This window comes from Streptomyces sp. NBC_00433 (assembly GCA_036015235.1).
Classification (GTDB): domain Bacteria; phylum Actinomycetota; class Actinomycetes; order Streptomycetales; family Streptomycetaceae; genus Actinacidiphila.
Genome location: CP107926.1, coordinates 6,282,443 through 6,298,272 on the forward strand (window position 1 = coordinate 6,282,443; position 15,830 = coordinate 6,298,272).

General features: G+C 72.7%; 17 protein-coding genes. 9 read left to right on the plus strand and 8 right to left on the minus strand.

The genetic code is table 11. The features are described from left to right. Window positions 1-34: 34 nt before the first annotated feature. Entirely contained in the window at window positions 35-502 is a 468-nt protein-coding gene (bcp, locus tag OG900_26790; protein WUH93367.1) for a thioredoxin-dependent thiol peroxidase, read from the minus strand. Window positions 503-603: 101 nt separating this feature from the next. Between bcp and OG900_26795 the strand changes: the two genes are divergently transcribed. Both OG900_26795 and OG900_26800 read left to right on the plus strand, forming a co-directional pair. Next, the gene (locus tag OG900_26795; protein WUH93368.1) at window positions 604-930 is read left to right on the plus strand and encodes a DUF3618 domain-containing protein; all 327 of its coding nucleotides are present in this window, start codon (window positions 604-606) and stop codon (window positions 928-930) included. 49 nt (window positions 931-979) lie between these two features. Further along, window positions 980-1,282 carry a co-chaperone GroES gene (locus OG900_26800; GenBank protein ID WUH95935.1) on the plus strand — a complete coding sequence of 101 codons (303 nt, stop codon included), beginning with the start codon at window positions 980-982 and terminating at the stop codon, window positions 1,280-1,282. A gap of 21 nt (window positions 1,283-1,303) precedes the next feature. Here the strand turns inward: OG900_26800 and OG900_26805 are convergent, their stop codons facing one another. Further along, window positions 1,304-3,553 (minus strand): penicillin-binding protein, encoded by a 2,250-nt coding sequence (locus OG900_26805; GenBank protein WUH93369.1) that lies wholly within the window; start codon window positions 3,551-3,553, stop codon window positions 1,304-1,306. 333 nt (window positions 3,554-3,886) lie between these two features. Here OG900_26805 and OG900_26810 point away from each other — a divergent pair, with 333 nt between their 5' ends. The 5 genes from OG900_26810 (at window position 3,887) to OG900_26830 (ending at window position 7,826) form a co-directional block, all read left to right on the plus strand. Further along, on the plus strand, window positions 3,887-4,690 hold the full coding sequence (locus tag OG900_26810) for an ABC-2 family transporter protein (protein ID WUH93370.1): 804 nt from the start codon (window positions 3,887-3,889) through the stop codon (window positions 4,688-4,690). Then, entirely contained in the window at window positions 4,683-5,546 is an 864-nt protein-coding gene (locus OG900_26815; GenBank protein WUH93371.1) for an ABC transporter permease, read from the plus strand. The genes OG900_26810 and OG900_26815 overlap by 8 nt, the downstream gene beginning before the upstream one ends. Before the next feature lie 25 nt (window positions 5,547-5,571). Further along, window positions 5,572-6,519: an ABC transporter ATP-binding protein gene (locus OG900_26820; protein WUH95936.1), complete on the plus strand. Its 948-nt coding sequence runs from the start codon at window positions 5,572-5,574 to the stop codon at window positions 6,517-6,519. 118 nt (window positions 6,520-6,637) lie between these two features. Continuing rightward, window positions 6,638-7,438, plus strand: coding sequence for a GNAT family N-acetyltransferase (locus OG900_26825; protein ID WUH95937.1), 801 nt, complete (start codon window positions 6,638-6,640; stop codon window positions 7,436-7,438). Between the two features lie 124 nt (window positions 7,439-7,562). Beyond that, window positions 7,563-7,826, plus strand: coding sequence for a hypothetical protein (locus tag OG900_26830; GenBank protein ID WUH93372.1), 264 nt, complete (start codon window positions 7,563-7,565; stop codon window positions 7,824-7,826). On the opposite strand, the gene OG900_26835 is transcribed toward OG900_26830, so the two are convergent. The 4 genes from OG900_26835 to OG900_26850 form a co-directional block, all read right to left on the minus strand. Continuing rightward, window positions 7,783-8,127: a MerR family transcriptional regulator gene (locus OG900_26835; protein WUH93373.1), complete on the minus strand. Its 345-nt coding sequence runs from the start codon at window positions 8,125-8,127 to the stop codon at window positions 7,783-7,785. The genes OG900_26830 and OG900_26835 overlap by 44 nt on opposite strands. A gap of 17 nt (window positions 8,128-8,144) precedes the next feature. Next, entirely contained in the window at window positions 8,145-9,161 is a 1,017-nt protein-coding gene (locus tag OG900_26840) for an NADP-dependent oxidoreductase (GenBank protein WUH93374.1), read from the minus strand. 118 nt (window positions 9,162-9,279) lie between these two features. Next, a complete protein-coding gene (locus tag OG900_26845; protein WUH93375.1) occupies window positions 9,280-10,434 on the minus strand; it encodes a N(5)-(carboxyethyl)ornithine synthase in 1,155 nt (384 codons plus the stop codon). Window positions 10,435-10,485: 51 nt separating this feature from the next. Next, entirely contained in the window at window positions 10,486-11,640 is a 1,155-nt protein-coding gene (locus OG900_26850; protein WUH93376.1) for an aminotransferase class V-fold PLP-dependent enzyme, read from the minus strand. Window positions 11,641-11,747: 107 nt separating this feature from the next. Here OG900_26850 and OG900_26855 point away from each other — a divergent pair, with 107 nt between their 5' ends. Both OG900_26855 and OG900_26860 read left to right on the plus strand, forming a co-directional pair. Next, on the plus strand, window positions 11,748-13,046 hold the full coding sequence (locus OG900_26855) for a DUF445 domain-containing protein (protein WUH93377.1): 1,299 nt from the start codon (window positions 11,748-11,750) through the stop codon (window positions 13,044-13,046). Window positions 13,047-13,223: 177 nt separating this feature from the next. Further along, window positions 13,224-14,078 (plus strand): fumarylacetoacetate hydrolase family protein, encoded by an 855-nt coding sequence (locus OG900_26860; GenBank protein WUH93378.1) that lies wholly within the window; start codon window positions 13,224-13,226, stop codon window positions 14,076-14,078. A gap of 227 nt (window positions 14,079-14,305) precedes the next feature. Here the strand turns inward: OG900_26860 and OG900_26865 are convergent, their stop codons facing one another. Then, window positions 14,306-14,767, minus strand: a complete 462-nt coding sequence (locus OG900_26865; protein WUH93379.1) for a heme-degrading domain-containing protein — start codon at window positions 14,765-14,767, stop codon at window positions 14,306-14,308. Further along, complete coding sequence (locus OG900_26870; protein WUH93380.1) at window positions 14,764-15,825, minus strand: Gfo/Idh/MocA family oxidoreductase; 1,062 nt, start codon at window positions 15,823-15,825, stop codon at window positions 14,764-14,766. Before OG900_26870 ends, OG900_26865 begins: the two co-directional genes overlap by 4 nt. Window positions 15,826-15,830: the final 5 nt, after the last annotated feature.

A 15,830-nucleotide genomic window follows, 5' to 3' on the forward strand; every position in this document is an offset into this window, starting at 1 on the left:
AGTGACGAAGCTCACCGCGTCCGGTTACGGCCCGTCACACCCCCAGGTCGCGGATCAGCTTGGCCACGTGGCCGGTCGCGCGGACGTTGTAGAAGGCGTGCTCGACCTTGCCCTCCTCGTCGACGATGATCGTGGAGCGGATGACGCCCATCGTCTTCTTGCCGTAGTTCATCTTCTCGCCGTAGGCCGCGTAGGCGGTGAGGGCGGTGCGGTCGGGGTCGGACAGGAGGGTGACGCGCAGGGATTCCTTCGTGCGGAATGTGGCGAGCTTCTCCGGGAGGTCGGGGGAGATGCCGAGGACGTCGTAGCCGGCGGTGGCCAGTTGGTCGAGGTTGTCGGTGAAGTCGCAGGCCTCCTTGGTGCATCCGGGGGTCATCGCGGCGGGGTAGAAGTAGACGATGACCTTGCGGCCGCGGCGGTCGGCGAGGGCGACGTCCTTGCCGTCGGCGTCCTTGAGGGTGAAGTCGGGGGCGGGGTCGCCGGGTGACAGGCGCTCGGCCATGGGGAAGCTCCTCAGTCAAACGGGGGTGCCGACGAGGCGCGGGCCGCGTCGTACTGACAGACTGTCCGAACGCTACCTAATCAGGCGATGGAGGCGACGCGGTGTCGGACGACGTCAGGACGCCCGCTCAGATCGAGGCGGAGATTGCCCGCAGGCGGCAGGATCTCGCGGCGATGCTGGACGAGCTAGCGGTCCGGGTGCACCCGGTGACGATCGCGCGGGACACGAAGGCCAAGGCCGTCTCCGCGGTGGACCGTACCGTCGGGCAGGCCTATGTCGCCGTGAACCGGGTCGTCGGCCGGGCCAGGTCGCAGTTCGTCGGCGACGACGGCTCCCCGCGGCCCGAGCGCATCGTGCCGGCCGCGCTGGCGGTCGTCGGGATCGTCGCGGCGGTGGCCAGTCTCTCGGTGCGGCGGCGCCGCCGGTAACGTCGTGCGCGTGAGGTCGAACAGTGAGCACGACAAGCTGCCCATCCGGATGCTGCACGACCGTGTGCTGGTCCGGCACGAGGCGGGCGAGGGCGAGCGCCGCAGCGGCGGCGGGATCCTGATCCCGGCCACCGCCGCCGTGGGGCGGCGGCTGGCGTGGGCCGAGGTCGTCGCGGTGGGGCAGAACGTGCGGACCGTGGAGGTCGGCGACCGGGTGCTGTACGACCCGGAGGACCGGGCCGAGGTCGAGGTGCGGGGAGTGGGGTACGTCCTGATGCGGGAGCGCGACCTGCACGCGGTCGCCTCCGAGCGCCTCAAGGGCTCGGAGGACTCCACCGGCCTGTATCTGTGAGGGTGCGGGCGGGGGCGGCCGTTATCCGCCCGGCCTGGTCGGGCGTGTCCCGCCGGTGAGGCCGCCGAGCGGGTCGAGCGTCGGCGCGTCGGTGGGCGTGTCGGGCGGCGGTTCCGATGTCGGGCCTGTCGAGTGTGTCGGTTCCGTCGTGTGGGTCGGCTCGCTGCTCGGCGGGGAGCTGGCCGGCGGTTCGCTGCTCGGCGGGGGCTCGCTGGCGGGCGGCTGCGTGGTCGTCGGCTCGTCGGTGGCCGGCTCGTCGGAGTCCTGCGGCTCGGGCGGCAGTTCCTTGGTCACGCTCAGGTCGAAGTCCTTGACGGGGACGTCGCGCAGGGCCGCCGCGGTGTAGGACGCCCAGACCTTGCCGGGCGGGCCGCCGCCGTTGATCCGCGCCTGGTCCATGGCGTGGTAGAGCGGCTCCTGCTTGCCGGTGTCGGGGTTCATGCCGAGGACGGCGACCACGGTGGCGAGCTTGGGGGTGTAGCCGGCGAACCAGGCGGCGATGTCGTTCTCCGCCGTGCCGGTCTTGGCCGCGGACGGCCAGCCGGAGTCCTGGGCGGCGGTGGCGGTGGCGTGCGGGCTCTCCACGACGCTGCGCAGCACGGAGGTGACGGTGTCGGCGGCCTCGCGCGACACGGTCTGCCGGGGGTCGCGCTCGGGCAGCGTCAGGTCGTTGCCGTCCTTGGTGACCTTGAGCACCAGGGTGTACGGGACCTGCTTGCCGTGGTTGGCGAGGGTGGCGTAGACCTGGGCCATGTCCAGCGGGCTGGCGCCGAAGGAGCCGAGGGCCATCGCGGGGGTGGTGGGGATCTTGACGTCGTCGGGCATGCCCAGCTCGTGGGCGGTGTCGACGACCTTCTGGGTGCCGACGTCCTGCGCCATCTGGGCGTAGACCGCGTTGACGGACAGGTCCATGGCCTTGGTGACGTTGATCCGGCCGTAGTTCTTCCGGTCCTCGTTCTCCGGCGCGTAGCCGACGGGGCCGTCGGGGCCGACGACGGGGCGCTTGTTCTCGCCGTCGTAGACGGTGGTCGGGGTGATGGGGTCGCCGTCCTGGGTCTTGGAGCCGTGCTGGAGGGCGGCGGCGAGCACCACGGGCTTGAAGGTGGAGCCCGGGGGGTAGGTCGCGTTGGTGGCGCTGCTGACGTACTGCTTGGTGTAGTCGATGCCGCCGTAGAGGGCGACGACGTCGCCGGTCGCCGGGTCGATGGAAGCGCCGCCGGCCCGTACGTACTTGTCGGCGGCCTTGTGGCCGAGCTGGTCGTAGATGTTCTTCTGCGCGGCGGTGACGAAGGCGTCCTCCTTCGGCTTCTGGATGCTGGTGACGATGCGGTATCCGCCGAGCCGCAGCGAGTCGGAGTCGACGATGTGGTGCTCGTCCAGGTACTGGTTGACGGCCTCGATGATGTAGCCGCGCTGGCCGGCCTTGCTGGCGACGGGCTTGGGCTTGCCTATGGCGGGGAACTGCGTGGCATGGCGCTCGGAAGAGGTGAGCCAGCCCTCCTTGACCATGCCGTCGAGGACGTAGTTCCAGCGGGCCTTGGCCGCGGGCGCGCTCTCCGGGTGCGCGGCGAGGTCGAACTCGCTGGGCGCGTTGAGCAGGGTGGCCAGATAGGCGCCCTGCGCGGTGGTCAGCTCCGACGCGTTCTCGTCGAAATAGGCTTCCGAGGCGGCCTGGATTCCGTACGCGTTCCGCCCGTAGTAGCTGGTGTTGAGATAGCCCTCGAGGATCTGGTCCTTGGACACGTTGCGATCGAGTTTGATCGCGATGAAGAATTCCTTGACCTTGCGGGACGCGGTCTGGTTCTGGTTCAGGTAGTAGTTCTTCACATATTGCTGGGTGATGGTGGAACCCGACTGCCTGCCCTTGCCGGTCGCCGTGTTCCAGGCGGCGCGGACCATCGCCTTCGGGCTGACCGCCGACTCGTGGTAGAAATTGCGGTCCTCGGCGGAGAGCACGGCGTGCTGCGCGGTCTCGGCGACCTCGGCGAGTGACACGTTCTGCCGGTTGACGGCACCGTCGCGGGCCAGCTCGGTCTTGCCGTCGGCGTAGTAGTAGACGTTGCTCTGTGCGACGGCCGCCGCGTTGGCGTCGGGGATCGACACCAGGGCGTAGCCGACGAAGAAGGCGCCGAGCAGCAGCACGAGACCGCCGAGCACCGTGCCGATCACGACCCGCCAGGTGGGCAGCAGCCGCCGCCACCCGGACCTGCGGGGCCGCCCGCCGCCCGCCGCCGGCCCGCCGCCGGACGCCCCGTACCGCGCGTTGCTCATATCTGTAGGGACTCCTCATCCGCCGCCAGGGTTGGGCCCGCGGCGGAAAAACCTGGGCCGAACGGTACGGACGGGCACGTACGCGTACGTACGCCCCATGCGTGACCTCCTTCCACATTGCCGCATCGTCCGCCCTCCCGGATCAGGTGGCGCGCATCCGTGACAGGGCTGTGACAGGAGGGACGGCGTGGCGCCTTCGCGCCACGGGCGGAAAACCTGTGGAGGCTGTGACGCGCCGCACACTAGGCTCGGCCGCTTGTGCGCCGGGCGGCCGCGGCGGTCTTTCCGCGGGTCTTTCCCGGCTTTCGTGCGGGGAGCGGAGAGGCGTTGGGAATGGGTGGTTTCTACGCTGCCGTCGTGGTCCGCGGCTTCCGCCGCTATGCGACCTATCGGGTGGCAACGGCGGCGGGCGTCTTCACCAATACGGTTTTCGGTCTGATCATCTCCTACAGCTATATCGCGCTGTGGGACCAGCGCCCGCACCTCGGCGGCTACACCGAGGCGCAGGCGCTGACGTATGTGTGGGTCGGGCAGGGACTGCTGGCCGCGATGGCGCAGATGGGCGGCGGTTTCGAGAGCGAGCTGATGGGGCGGATCAATTCCGGCGCCATCGCCGTCGACCTCTACCGGCCCGCGGACCTCCAGGGCTGGTGGCTGGCCGCCGACCTGGGCCGGGCCGCCTTCCAGCTGCTGGGGCGCGGGGTGGTGCCGATCGCCTGCGGTGCGCTGGTCTTCCGGCTGGCGCTGCCGGCCTCGCCGGTGGTCTGGCTGCTGTTCGCCGCCGCGGTCCTGCTGGGCACGGTGGTGAGCTTCGCGATCCGCTACCTGGTGGGCCTGACCGCCTTCTGGCTGCTGGACGGGGCCGGGGTGGTGCAGATGTCCTGGATCGTGGCCCTGTTCTTCTCCGGGATGCTGCTGCCGCTGAACGCCTTCCCCGGCGCGCTCGGCGACATCGCCCAGGCGCTGCCCTGGTCGGCGATGCTCCAGGTGCCCGCCGACGTGCTGCTCCAGCGGCGGCACGGCACGGACGCGCTGCTCGCGCTGGCCTTCGAGGCGGGCTGGGCCGCGGTGCTGCTGGCCGCCGGGCGGCTGCTGCAGGGTGTCGCGACCCGCCGGGTGGTGGTGCACGGTGGCTGAGACCGCGGCGCGGACCCGGGTCGCCCCGGCGGCGGAGCGCACACCCGGCGCGGTCGCCCAGTCGGTGCACGCCTACCGGCTGGTCGTCGGGATGTGGATGCGGTCCACGATGGTCTACCGGGCGTCCTTCGTGATGACCGCGCTGGGCAATTTCGCGGCGACCGCGCTGGACTTCGTGACGATCGTCCTGATGTTCTCGCACATCCAGGCACTGGGCGGCTTCACCCTTCCCGAGATCGCCCTCCTCTACGGCACCGCGAGCACCTCCTTCGGGCTCGCGGACCTGCTGGCCGGCTCCGCGGACCGGCTCGGCGAACGGGTGCGCGACGGCACCTTCGACACGCTGCTGCTGCGACCGGCGCCGGTCCTGGCCCAGGTGGCGGCGGACCGGTTCGCGCTGCGCAGGCTCGGCCGGGTGACGCAGGGCCTGCTGGTGCTCGTCTGGTCGCTGCCGCGCGTCGACGTCCACTGGACGGCGGTGAACGTGCTGCTGCTGCCGGTGACGCTGCTGGCGGGGGCGGCGATCTTCTGTGCCGTCTTCGTGGCGGGCGGCGCCTTCCAGTTCTGGGCCGGCGACGCGGCGCAGGTGCAGAACTCCGTGACCTACGGCGGCGCCACGGTGCTGCAGTACCCGCCCGGGATCTTCTCCCGCGACCTGCTGCGGGGCGTCACCTTCGTCGTCCCGCTGGCCTTCGTCAACTGGCTGCCCTGCCTGCGCATGCTGGGCCGGCCCGACCCGCTCGGCCTGCCCGGCTGGGTGGACTTCGCGGGGGTGCCGGTGGCCGTGCTGTGCTGCGCGCTGGCCGGGCTGGTCTGGCGCGCCGGCGTCCGTTCCTACCGCAGTACCGGGAGTTGAGAGCGTGACCCAGTCCCAGGATCCGATGATCGCCGTCGAGGACGTGGAGAAGGTCTTCGACGTGCGCCGCAAGGCCGCGGGCCGGCTGCGCAGGGAGCGCCACCAGGTCAGGGCGGTCGACGGGCTGTCCTTCACCGTGCCGCGCGGCGAGATGGTCGGCTACATCGGCCCGAACGGCGCCGGGAAGTCCACCACGATCAAGATGCTCACCGGCATCCTCACCCCCAGCAGCGGCCGGGTCCTGGTGGCGGGCATCGACCCGTCCCGCGACCGCACCCGGCTGTCCCGCAGGATCGGCGTCGTCTTCGGGCAGCGCACCACCCTGTGGTGGGACCTGCCGCTGCGCGACTCCTACCAGCTGGTCCGCAGGATGTACCGGATCGAGGACGCGCGCTATGCCCGCAACCTGGCCGCCTGCGTCGAACTCCTCGACCTCGGCCCGCTGCTCGACGTGCCGGTGCGGCAGCTGTCGCTCGGCCAGCGGATGCGCGGCGACATCGCGGCGGCGCTGCTGCACGACCCCGAGGTGCTGTACCTGGACGAGCCGACGATCGGCCTGGACGTCCTCAGCAAGGCCAAGGTCCGCGACTTCCTGCGGACCGTCAACGCCGAGCGCGGCACCACCGTGCTGCTGACCACCCACGACCTGACCGACATCGAGACGCTGTGCAGCCGCGTCATGGTCATCGACCACGGCCGGCTGATGTACGACGGCGGGCTCGACGGGCTGCACGCGGTCGGCGAGTCGGAGCGCACCCTGGTCGTCGACTTCGCCCGCGAGCTGCCGCCGGTCGAGGTGCCGGGCGCCCGGTGGGTGCGCAGCGAGGGCCCGCGCCAGTGGCTGGCCTTCCCCGCGGGCGACAGCGCGGCGCCGCTGGTGACCGCGCTCGCCGCGAGCCATCCGCTGGTGGACCTGTCGGTCCGTGAACCCGCGATCGAAGATGTCATCGCCCGGATGTACGGGGCGGCGTAACATCCCCGGAACCGTCCGTACGGGCCGGACCGTCGCGGTCCGGCCCGAGAACAAGGGAGTTCATGTGCGGGAGGACTTCACCGTCGCCGAGGCGACAGCGGCGGACTGGGACGAGGTCATGGCCTGGACCGTACGGGAGGGCTGGAACCCCGGCCGCGGCGACGCGCTGTGCTTCCGGCCCACCGACCCGGCCGGCTTCCTGGTCGGCCGGCTCGACGGCCGGATCGTCTCCGCGGTCTCGCTCGTGGCCTACTCGGCCGGCTACGCCTTCCTCGGCTACTACCTCGTCCACCCCGACCACCGCGGCACCGGCCTGGGCCTGGCCACCTGGAAGGCGGCGCTGCCGCACGCCAAGGGCCGGGTCATCGGCCTCGACGCGGTGCCCGCCCAGCAGGCCCTCTACAAGCGGTCCGGCTTCGTCCCGGCCTACGACAACGTCCGCTACACCGGCCGCCCGCTCGCCGTACCCTCCCCGGACGCCGGCACCGTCGACTCGGTGACGCCCTATCACCTCGATGCGATCAGCGCCTACGACAGCGGGTGCTTCCCCGCCGAGCGCCACGCCTTCCTCAGCCGCTGGCTCACCGCCGACGAGCACACCGCCCGCGTCCTGCTCGACCCGGCCGGCCACGTCACCGGCTACGGCGTCATCCGCCCGGCGCACCAGGGCCTGCGCATCGGCCCCCTGTTCGCCGACACCCCCGAGGGGGCCGCCGCCCTCTTCTGCGCCCTCACCGCCGACCTCCCCCCGGACACCGACGTCTCCATCGACGTCCCCGACGACCACGCCGCCGCCACCACCCTGGCCACGACCCGCGGCCTGACCGAGTCCTCCCGCTGCACCCGCATGTACTCGGGGCCGGCTCCCTACACCCGCGCGGAGGCGGTCTACGGCACGACGACCCTCGAACTGGGGTAGGGCCGCCCGCGGATTCCGGGCGGCTCGTGCTCTGACCCACTACGCGGCCCTGCCGGGCGGGGAGGCGGTCTCCGCGGCCCGGCTGCTCGTGCACCTGGGGAGCGGAGCCGGCGACTCCACGGCCGTGAGCCGTGACGCGATGCGGGCGGCACCGCACTCCCTCGACCCGGACGCGACCCACTTCAAGAAGCGCTGCCTCGCCGCAGTCCTGCACCAGTGGGAGCTGGCGGGACACCCCGTACCGCAGGACCGGGCGGACCGCGTGCACGGCCTGATCGACGCGCACGCGGGACCCGACGCCCACGGCGCCGCGCTGGACGAACTTTCGCAGCCCGCCGGCGCGGTCAGGCCGGCGGGAGGCCGGCGAGGGTGTCGCGCAGGCGGGTGAGGCGGGTGATCTCCGCGTCGAGGCTGGCGACGCGGCGGCCGACGATGCCGCCGGGGGCGCACCGGCGGGGGGCGCCCTCGGCGAGCAGGTGGAGGCGGTCGGCGCACTCGCGGAGGTCCTCCACGGTCAGGCCGAGCGCCAGGAAGGCGCGGATCAGCCGGACGCGGTCCACGTCGGCGGGGACGTAGTCGCGCTGGCCGGCGGCGGTGCGGGCCGGGGGCGGGAGGAGGCCGCGCTGCTCGTAGAAGCGCAGGGCCCGTGGTGTGGTGCCGGCCGCTGCCGCCGCCTCGCCGATCCGCATGTCCGCCACCCCGTCCTCTACGGCTCCACCACGACGGCCCCGAAGTACCTGCCCGCGATCAGATCCTGCAACGCCTGCGGTGCGCTGTCGATGCCCCGGACGACCGTGTGCTGGAAGCGGATCGCGCCGGAGCGCAGCCACTCGCCGAAGCGGCCGGTCCACTCGGCGGCCACCTCGGGGTGGTCGGCGCCGGTGTAGCCGCGCAGCGAGACGCCGCGCAGGACCAGCTGGAAGGCGTCGACCCGCACCGGGGCGCCGCCGAGGCGGTTCGCCGACAGCTGGCCGGAGAGCGTGCCGACCAGGGCGAAACGCGCGCCCTGGCGGGCGGCCCCGAGGGCGGCCTCCAGCTGTTCGCCGGCGACATTGTCGAGCAGGACGTCGATCCCGTCGGGCGCCGCCTCGGCCAGGCCCGCCGCGAAGGGGCCAGGGCCGCGCAGGACGACGTCGTCGTAACCCGTCTCCGACACCAGCCGCTCGGCCTTCCACGGTGAGCCGGTGCTGCCGATCACCCGCCCGGCGCCCAGCAGCCGGGCGATCTGCCCGGCCAGCGAACCCACCGCGCCCGCCGCCCCGGTGACCAGGACGGTGTCGCCGGGGCGGATCGCGGCGAGCCGGGTCAGCGCCCCGTAGGCGGCGGAGCCGGGGGCGAGGTGGGCGACCGGGTCGGGCAGGTCGCCGTCCAGCGGGATGCACGCGGCGGCCGGTACGAGGGCGTGGTCGCGCCAGCCGTACATGTGGGACACCAGGTCCCCCGGCCGCAGGGGGCTGCCGCCGGGCGCCGCCACCACCTCGCCGACGGCGGGGCCGAACAGCGTGTCGCCGGGGTGGAGCGAGGGCAGCGGGGTGCCCTCGGCGCCGCCGATCAGGCTGCACAGGGCGGCGAAGACCAGGAAGTGCCGGTTCCTGACCAGCACCTGGCCGTCGCCGGGCGACGGCAGCGGCGTCTCCACGACGGCGAAGTGCTCCCGGGAGGGCAGGCCCGGGGGCAGCGCGGTGAGCCGGATCTCGCGGGCGGTGGACGGAGCTGTGGCCATGTGCGGACTCCTGGGCGTGCGGTACGGGGGCGGCGGGCGCCACGGCGGGCGCCGCCGCGACGGCCCGGTGACGCTAACCCCTGACCCGCACGTCAGAGTCAAGTCCGGGCGGCGGGAATCACTCGTGCCCGTGCGGATATTCCGCGGCCCGGTGCTGGAATGCCAGCACCTTCGGATTCTGCACGGTGCCGCCGCGGATCTCGATCGCGCGCCTGATCGTCTCGTCCGAGTCCCAGCCGGCCGGGCCTTCGAGCACCGGCCGCAGATACGGGATGAGCGCCTCGCTGTTCTCCCACGTGGCGGAATTCCACAGATAGGAGGGACTGTGGTCGACGCCGTAGTAATGGACGTTGTCCCCGACGGTGAACATCGGGTCGGTGAAAGTGGTCGGCCGGGCCCAGTCGAAGCCCATGCCCTCGTCGCAGGAGACGTCGATGACGAGCGTGCCGGGGGTGAGAACCGGCAGGTCGTCCTCTATCAGGAACATCAGCGGAGCGTCGGTGTCCTGGAGCACGCAGTTGACGATGATGTCGTGCTCGGCGAGGAATCCGGCCAGCGGCACGGGGCCGTCCTCGGTGAGGGCGACGCTGCGCCGCGGGTCGAGGGTGTCGTCGGCATCGTCGTGGTCGAAGTGGACGATGCGGGCCGAGTGGATCGGCGAGCTGACCGCCGTGACGCCGCGCGCGGTCAGCACGTCGACGTCGTGCACGCCCAGCGCGCTCAGCGCGGTCACCGCGCCGCGGGCGGTCGCCCCGAAGCCGATCACGACCGCGCGCTGCCGCCGCCCGTAGTCCCCGGTCGCGCCCGTCAGCTGCATCGCGTGCAGCACGGAGGAGTAGCCGGCCAGTTCGTTGTTCTTGTGGAAGACGTGCAGGTTGAACGTGCCGCCGCGGCCCCAGTGGTTCATCGCCTCGAAGGCGATCAGCGTCAGCCGGCGCTCGATGGCGGTCTGCGTGACCTTCTCGTCCTGCACGCAGTGCGGCCAGCCCCACAGGACCTGGCCCTCGCGCAGTTCCGCGAGGTCCTCGTGCAGGGGTTTGGCCAGCAGGATGACATCGCATTCCGCGATGAGGTCCGCGCGGGAGCGGAAACCGCCGACAAGCGGTGCGAGACCGCTGTCGGGGACGCCGAAATAATCCCCGTAGCCGGTCTGGAGAAAGATGTTCCGACGGATATCCGCGTCGATACGGTCGAAATGAGCGGGGTGGACGGGCAGGCGGTGCTCGTTTTCCTTGCGGGTCTGCGACATGATTCCGAGCTTGAGCTGCTGCAAAATGCCCCTTTGGTTACTCCCTGTTTAGCACACCGCAGGGGTCGGGGCGCCTCAGCGCAGCGACGCGAGGGCCTCGCGGACCGCGGACACCGCCGCCGGGGGAGTGGAGGCGTGCGGCGACAGGCGCAGCGAGTCGGGGCGGACCGTGGGGGTGACCCCGTGCGCGTGCAGGGCCTTGGCGACGGTGGCGGAGTCGGTGCCGGGGAGGCGGAAGGAGACGATGCCGGCCCTCTCCGCGGGGGCCGTCGCGGACACGATCTCGGCGCCCTGCGCCCCGACCGCGTCGAGGAGCTGGTCCACCAGCTCCCGTACGCGCGCCTCGATCGCGGGCACTCCGAGTGCTTCCACGACCTCCAGCGCCGCGGCGAAGGCCGCCGCTGCGACCGGGCTGAGATTGGTGATGCTCAGCCGGCCCGCACCGGCCGCGGGGGAGTGCTCCCGGTCGTCGAAGAGCGCGACGTCGTCCACGCCGGTCCAGCCGGTGAGGGTGGGCGCGAGGCGTTCGAGCGCCCGGTCGGACAGCGCCGCGAACCCCGTCGACCAGCCGGCGCGCAGCCACTTCTGGCCGCCGGCCACGACGACGTCTGCGGCCTGCCAGGGCAGCTCCACCACGCCGAAGGCCTGCATCGCGTCGACCACCAGCAGCCGGTCCGGGCCGATGACGTCGCGCAGCGCGGCCAGGTCCGCGCGGTAGCCGGTACGGAAGTCGACCGCGCTCAGCGAGACGGCGACCACGTCGTCGGTGAGCGCCTCCCGTACCGCCTCGGGCGTCGGCGCGGCCGCCAGCCAGCGCGGCACCGCCAGGCCCACCTCGGCGGCCCGCCGCCAGGGGTAGTGGTTGGCCGGGAAGTCCGCGGCGGGGACCAGGACGGTCCCGGTCGGGATGCCGAAGGCGGTCTGGAAGAGCCCGGTGGAGGCGTTGGGCAGCAGCACGGTGTGCTCGGCGTCGGTGCCCGCCAGCCGGGCCGCGGCCTGCCGGGCGCGCAGGTCGGCGCGCATCAGGTCGTTGACCGTGTCGTGGTCGGCGCGGGCCGATCGGCCCAGCGCGTCCGCGGTGGCGGCGAGCACCGCGCGCGACGGGGGCCCGTAGCGGGCGAAGTCCAGATAGCCTTCGGGCGCGTCGAACCGCGACGCGTAGTCCGCGTAGGAATCGGCGGACGCGTCCGAGGCGTCCGGCGCGTGATCCGCCAGGCCGTCGCTGGTCATGCCGCCACCGCTCCTGTCCGCGGGTGCAGAACCGCGCCACCGGGAGGTGCCGGGAACCCGCCGTACGTTCCAAGATTGTCAACGGCGGCAACAATACGCAGGTGGATATGCGGGCGAAGCAGGTGGACGTGAGAGCGGCCGGCGCTCCGGGAGCGGTCGACCCGGACGCGGAGCGGCGCCGCGGGGTGCGCAGGATGAAGCTGATCGCGACCGGCTTCCTCGCCGTCGCGACAGCGGTCTACGGCCTGGCCAGATGGGCGGACTCGCAGGACGCGGGGGCGTGGGCGGCCTACGTGGCGGCCGCCGCGGAGGCCGGCATGGTCGGCGCGATGGCGGACTGGTTCGCGGTGACCGCGCTCTTCCGCCGCCCGCTGGGCCTGCCCATCCCGCACACCGCGATCATCCCGACCAAGAAGGACGCGCTGGGCGCCAGCCTCGGCGACTTCGTCGGGGAGAACTTCCTGTCCGCCGAGGTCGTACGCACCCGCCTGCGCTCCGTCGGCATCGGCTCCCGGCTCGGCGCCTGGGTGGCCGAACCCGCCAACGCCGACCGGGTGACCGAGCAGGCCGCCGCCGCGCTGCGCGGCCTGCTGACCGTGCTGCGCGACTCCGACGTCCAGGCGGTCGTCAGCGAGGCGATCACCCGGCGGGCCGAGGCCCAGGAGGTCGCGCCCGGCCTCGGCAAGCTGCTGGAGCGGATCGTCGCCGACGGCGGGCACCGCAGGCTCGTCGACCTGGTGTGCGTACGCGCCCACGACTGGCTGGTCGAGCACGGCGACTCCGTCATGGACGCCGTCCAGGGCGGGGCGCCCGGCTGGACCCCGCGCTTCGTGGACCGCAAGGTCGGCGAGCGCGTCTACAAGGAGCTGCTGCGCTTCGTCACCGAGATGCGCGACTCGCCCGAGCACCCGGCGCGCGGCGCCGTCGACCGCTTCCTCGGCGACTTCGCCTCCGAGCTGCAGTCCGACCCCGACACGCGCGAACGCGTCGAGCGCCTCAAGAACGACCTGCTCGCCCGCCCCGAAGTGCAGGACCTCATCGCCTCGGTGTGGGGCTCGGTGCGGGCGATGATGGTGGCCGCCGCCGAGGACGAGCGCAGCGAGCTGCGGATGCGCACCCGGGCGTCGCTGATCACCCTCGGCGGCCGGATGTCCACCGACACCCGCCTCCAGGCCAAGGTCGACAGCTGGCTGGAGGACGCGGCCACGTATCTGGTCACCACCTACCGCGACCAGATCACCTCCCTGATCAGCGAGACGGTGGCCGGCTGGGACGCCGAGCAGACCTCCCGGAAGATCGAGGCGCATGTGGGCCGTGACCTGCAGTTCATCCGGATCAACGGCACGGTCGTCGGCGCGCTGGTCGGCCTGCTGATCTTCACCGTGTCGCGCCTCGCGGGCGGCTGACCGCCGTGCCGCTCCGACCTCTGTGCGGTGCGTCCCGCGCTCGCTGCCTGCGGAATTGCCGCGTCCAGGTGCTGAACAGGGCTTGCGCGGGGAGGGGTCGCGATTGGAGGATCGGACAGACATCCGATGACATCCGGGGACCGTCCACCGCGGATCACTGACGTACGGAGTACCACCGTGAAACTGCTGCGAGTCGGCCCCGCCGGGGCCGAGCGTCCCGCCCTGCTCGACAAGGACGGCGTCGTACGGGACCTCAGCGGGCTCGTCGCCGACATCGACGGACCGCTGCTCGCCGACGCCGCCACCCTGGCCTCCGTCGCCGCGGCCGCCGCCGACGGCTCGCTGCCCGCCCTCGAAGCAGGCCTGCGCGTCGGGCCGCCGCTCACCGGCATCGGCAAGATCGTCTGCATCGGCCTCAACTACCACGACCACGCGACCGAGACCGGGGCGGAGGTGCCCGGCGAGCCGGTCGTCTTCATGAAGGCCCCCGACACGGTGGTCGGCCCCACCGACACGGTGCTGGTGCCGCGCGGCAGCGTGAAGACCGACTGGGAGGTCGAACTCGCCGTCGTCATCGGCCGCGAACTGCGCTACGCGGCGGACGAGGACGAGGCGATGGCGGCTGTCGCCGGTTACGCCGTCGCGCACGACGTCTCCGAGCGCGAATACCAGATCGAACGCGGCGGCCAGTGGGACAAGGGCAAGAACTGCGAGACCTTCAACCCGCTCGGCCCCTGGCTCGTCACGGCCGACGAGATCCCCGACCCGCAGGCGCTCGGCCTCCGGCTGTGGGTCAACGGCACGCTGCGCCAGGACGGCAGCACGCGCGACCAGATCTTCCCGGTCGCGGAAGTCGTCCGCTACCTCAGCCACTTCATGACGCTGTACCCGGGGGACGTCATCAACACCGGCACCCCCGCGGGCGTCGCCCTCGGCCAGCCCGAGCCCCGCCCCTACCTCCGCGCGGGCGACATCGTCGAGCTCACGATCGACGGCCTCGGCCGCCAGCGCCAGGTGCTCGCCCCGGCGTAGTGGCTTGCGCCGCTTTACGGGTCCACGGTGGCGCTGCGTGGGGGCTCGGCTCGCAGTTCCCCGAGCCCCTGGGTAATCGCCACTTGCGGTGGCGTTGCTTTCTTTCCCGCCTCTCCGGCGGGGCGCGCAGTTCCCCGCGCCCCTTTTGGCTCGCCTCTTCCGCCGTCAGGCGTTTGCCCCTGGCAGGGGCTGGGCTCTGGGGGGACATTCCGCCGCCCCGGAAGGGGCTACGCCAGGAATCGGGTGAGCGCGAGGACGACGAGGGCGTGGTCCTCGGCCTGGGGGAGGCCGGAGACGGCGACGACGCCGATGACGCCGGCCCCCGCCACCCGCAGGGGGAACGCCCCGCCGTGCGCGGCGAAGAGCGCGGGATCGAGGTGGGAGGACGCCTCGAACGTCGTGCCCTTGGCGCGGAATCGCTCGCCGACGGCCAGCGACGACGTGCCGTACCGGAGGACGACAGCCGCTTTGCGTTCGAGCCACGCGTCGTTGTCGGGGGACGTGCCGTCCAGGGCGCAGTGGAAGAGCTGCTGCCCGCCCCGGCGGATGTCGATCGCGACGGGGGCGCCACGCTCCCGCGCGAGGGAGACCAGCAGGGACCCGAGCCGCCAGGCGTCGTCGTTGGTGAAGTGCGGAAGGACCAGGGTCCTTTCCTGTTCGGCCAGTTCGGCCAGCAGGTCGGTGGTCACAGCGACACCGCCTGTCCGGTGCGGGCGGACTCCCTGGCCGCCTCGATGACCTCGATCGCGGCGGCCGCCTCCAAGGCGGTGACCGGTGGTGGCGTGCCTTCGCGCAGGGAGGTCTCGACGGCCGCGTAGAAGGCGGGGTAGTCGCCGGGGAGCGAGGGGACGGGCCGTACGTTCTCGTCGGTGCCCGCCGTGCCCCACGCGGACTCCGGTTCGGTGCCCCACGCGGCGCCCTCGCCGGGCCGCAGGCCTTCGCGGAGGGCGGCCTCCTGCGGGTCGAGGCCGTAGGTGACGTAGCCGCCGGTGCTGCCGAGCACCCGGAAGCGCGGCCCGAGGCGGGCGGTGGTGGCGCTCATCCACAGGTGCGAGCGGACGCCGTCGGCGTGGGTGATCGCGATGAAGTCGTCGTCGTCCGCGGCGGCCCCCGGGCGGCGGACGTCGGACTCGGCGTAGACGAGGCGGGCCGGGCCGAAGAGGGTGAGGGCCTGGTCGACCAGGTGGCTGCCGAGGTCGTAGAGCAGGCCGCCGATCTCGGCGGGGTCGCCCGACTCGCGCCAGCCGCCCTTGGGCTGCGGGCGCCACCGCTCGAAACGGGACTCGAAGCGGTGGACTTCACCCAGCTCGCGGCGTTCGAGCAGGGCGCGCAGAGTGAGGAAGTCGCTGTCCCAGCGGCGGTTCTGGAAGACGGTGAGCAGCAGCTCCCGCTGCTCGGCGAGCGCGGCCAGCTCGCGGGCCTGCGCGGCGGTGGCGGCCAGCGGCTTGTCGACGACGACCGGCAGCCCGGCCTTCAGCGCGGCGGTCGCCAGCGGTACGTGCGTGCGGTTGGGCGACGCGAGCACGACCAGGTCGAGCTCCCCGGCCCGCGCCCACAATTCGTCGGCGGTGCCGGCGAAGCGCACCCCCGGGTGCTCGGCGCCCGCCTGCGCGCGGCGGTCGCTGTTGCCGGTGACGATGGTGTCGAGGACCAGCCCCGGCGTCGCGGCGATCAGCGGGGCGTGGAAGAAGGAGCCGGCCGGGCCGTATCCGACCAGGGCGACGCGGAGGGGGACGGGAGCGCTCATGGCCT

What these genes read in the sequence shown, in the direction of transcription:
- bcp (WUH93367.1), bottom strand. Translation starts at nt 502, where the DNA reads ATGGCCGAGCGCCTGTCACCCGGCGACCCCGCCCCCGACTTCACCCTC.
- OG900_26800 (WUH95935.1), top strand. Translation starts at nt 980, where the DNA reads ATGCTGCACGACCGTGTGCTGGTCCGGCACGAGGCGGGCGAGGGCGAG.
- OG900_26805 (WUH93369.1), bottom strand. Translation starts at nt 3,553, where the DNA reads ATGAGCAACGCGCGGTACGGGGCGTCCGGCGGCGGGCCGGCGGCGGGC.
- OG900_26810 (WUH93370.1), top strand. Translation starts at nt 3,887, where the DNA reads ATGGGTGGTTTCTACGCTGCCGTCGTGGTCCGCGGCTTCCGCCGCTAT.
- OG900_26820 (WUH95936.1), top strand. Translation starts at nt 5,572, where the DNA reads ATGATCGCCGTCGAGGACGTGGAGAAGGTCTTCGACGTGCGCCGCAAG.
- OG900_26825 (WUH95937.1), top strand. Translation starts at nt 6,638, where the DNA reads ATGGCCTGGACCGTACGGGAGGGCTGGAACCCCGGCCGCGGCGACGCG.
- OG900_26835 (WUH93373.1), bottom strand. Translation starts at nt 8,127, where the DNA reads ATGCGGATCGGCGAGGCGGCGGCAGCGGCCGGCACCACACCACGGGCC.
- OG900_26840 (WUH93374.1), bottom strand. Translation starts at nt 9,161, where the DNA reads ATGGCCACAGCTCCGTCCACCGCCCGCGAGATCCGGCTCACCGCGCTG.
- OG900_26850 (WUH93376.1), bottom strand. Translation starts at nt 11,640, where the DNA reads ATGACCAGCGACGGCCTGGCGGATCACGCGCCGGACGCCTCGGACGCG.
- OG900_26855 (WUH93377.1), top strand. Translation starts at nt 11,748, where the DNA reads ATGCGGGCGAAGCAGGTGGACGTGAGAGCGGCCGGCGCTCCGGGAGCG.
- OG900_26870 (WUH93380.1), bottom strand. Translation starts at nt 15,825, where the DNA reads ATGAGCGCTCCCGTCCCCCTCCGCGTCGCCCTGGTCGGATACGGCCCG.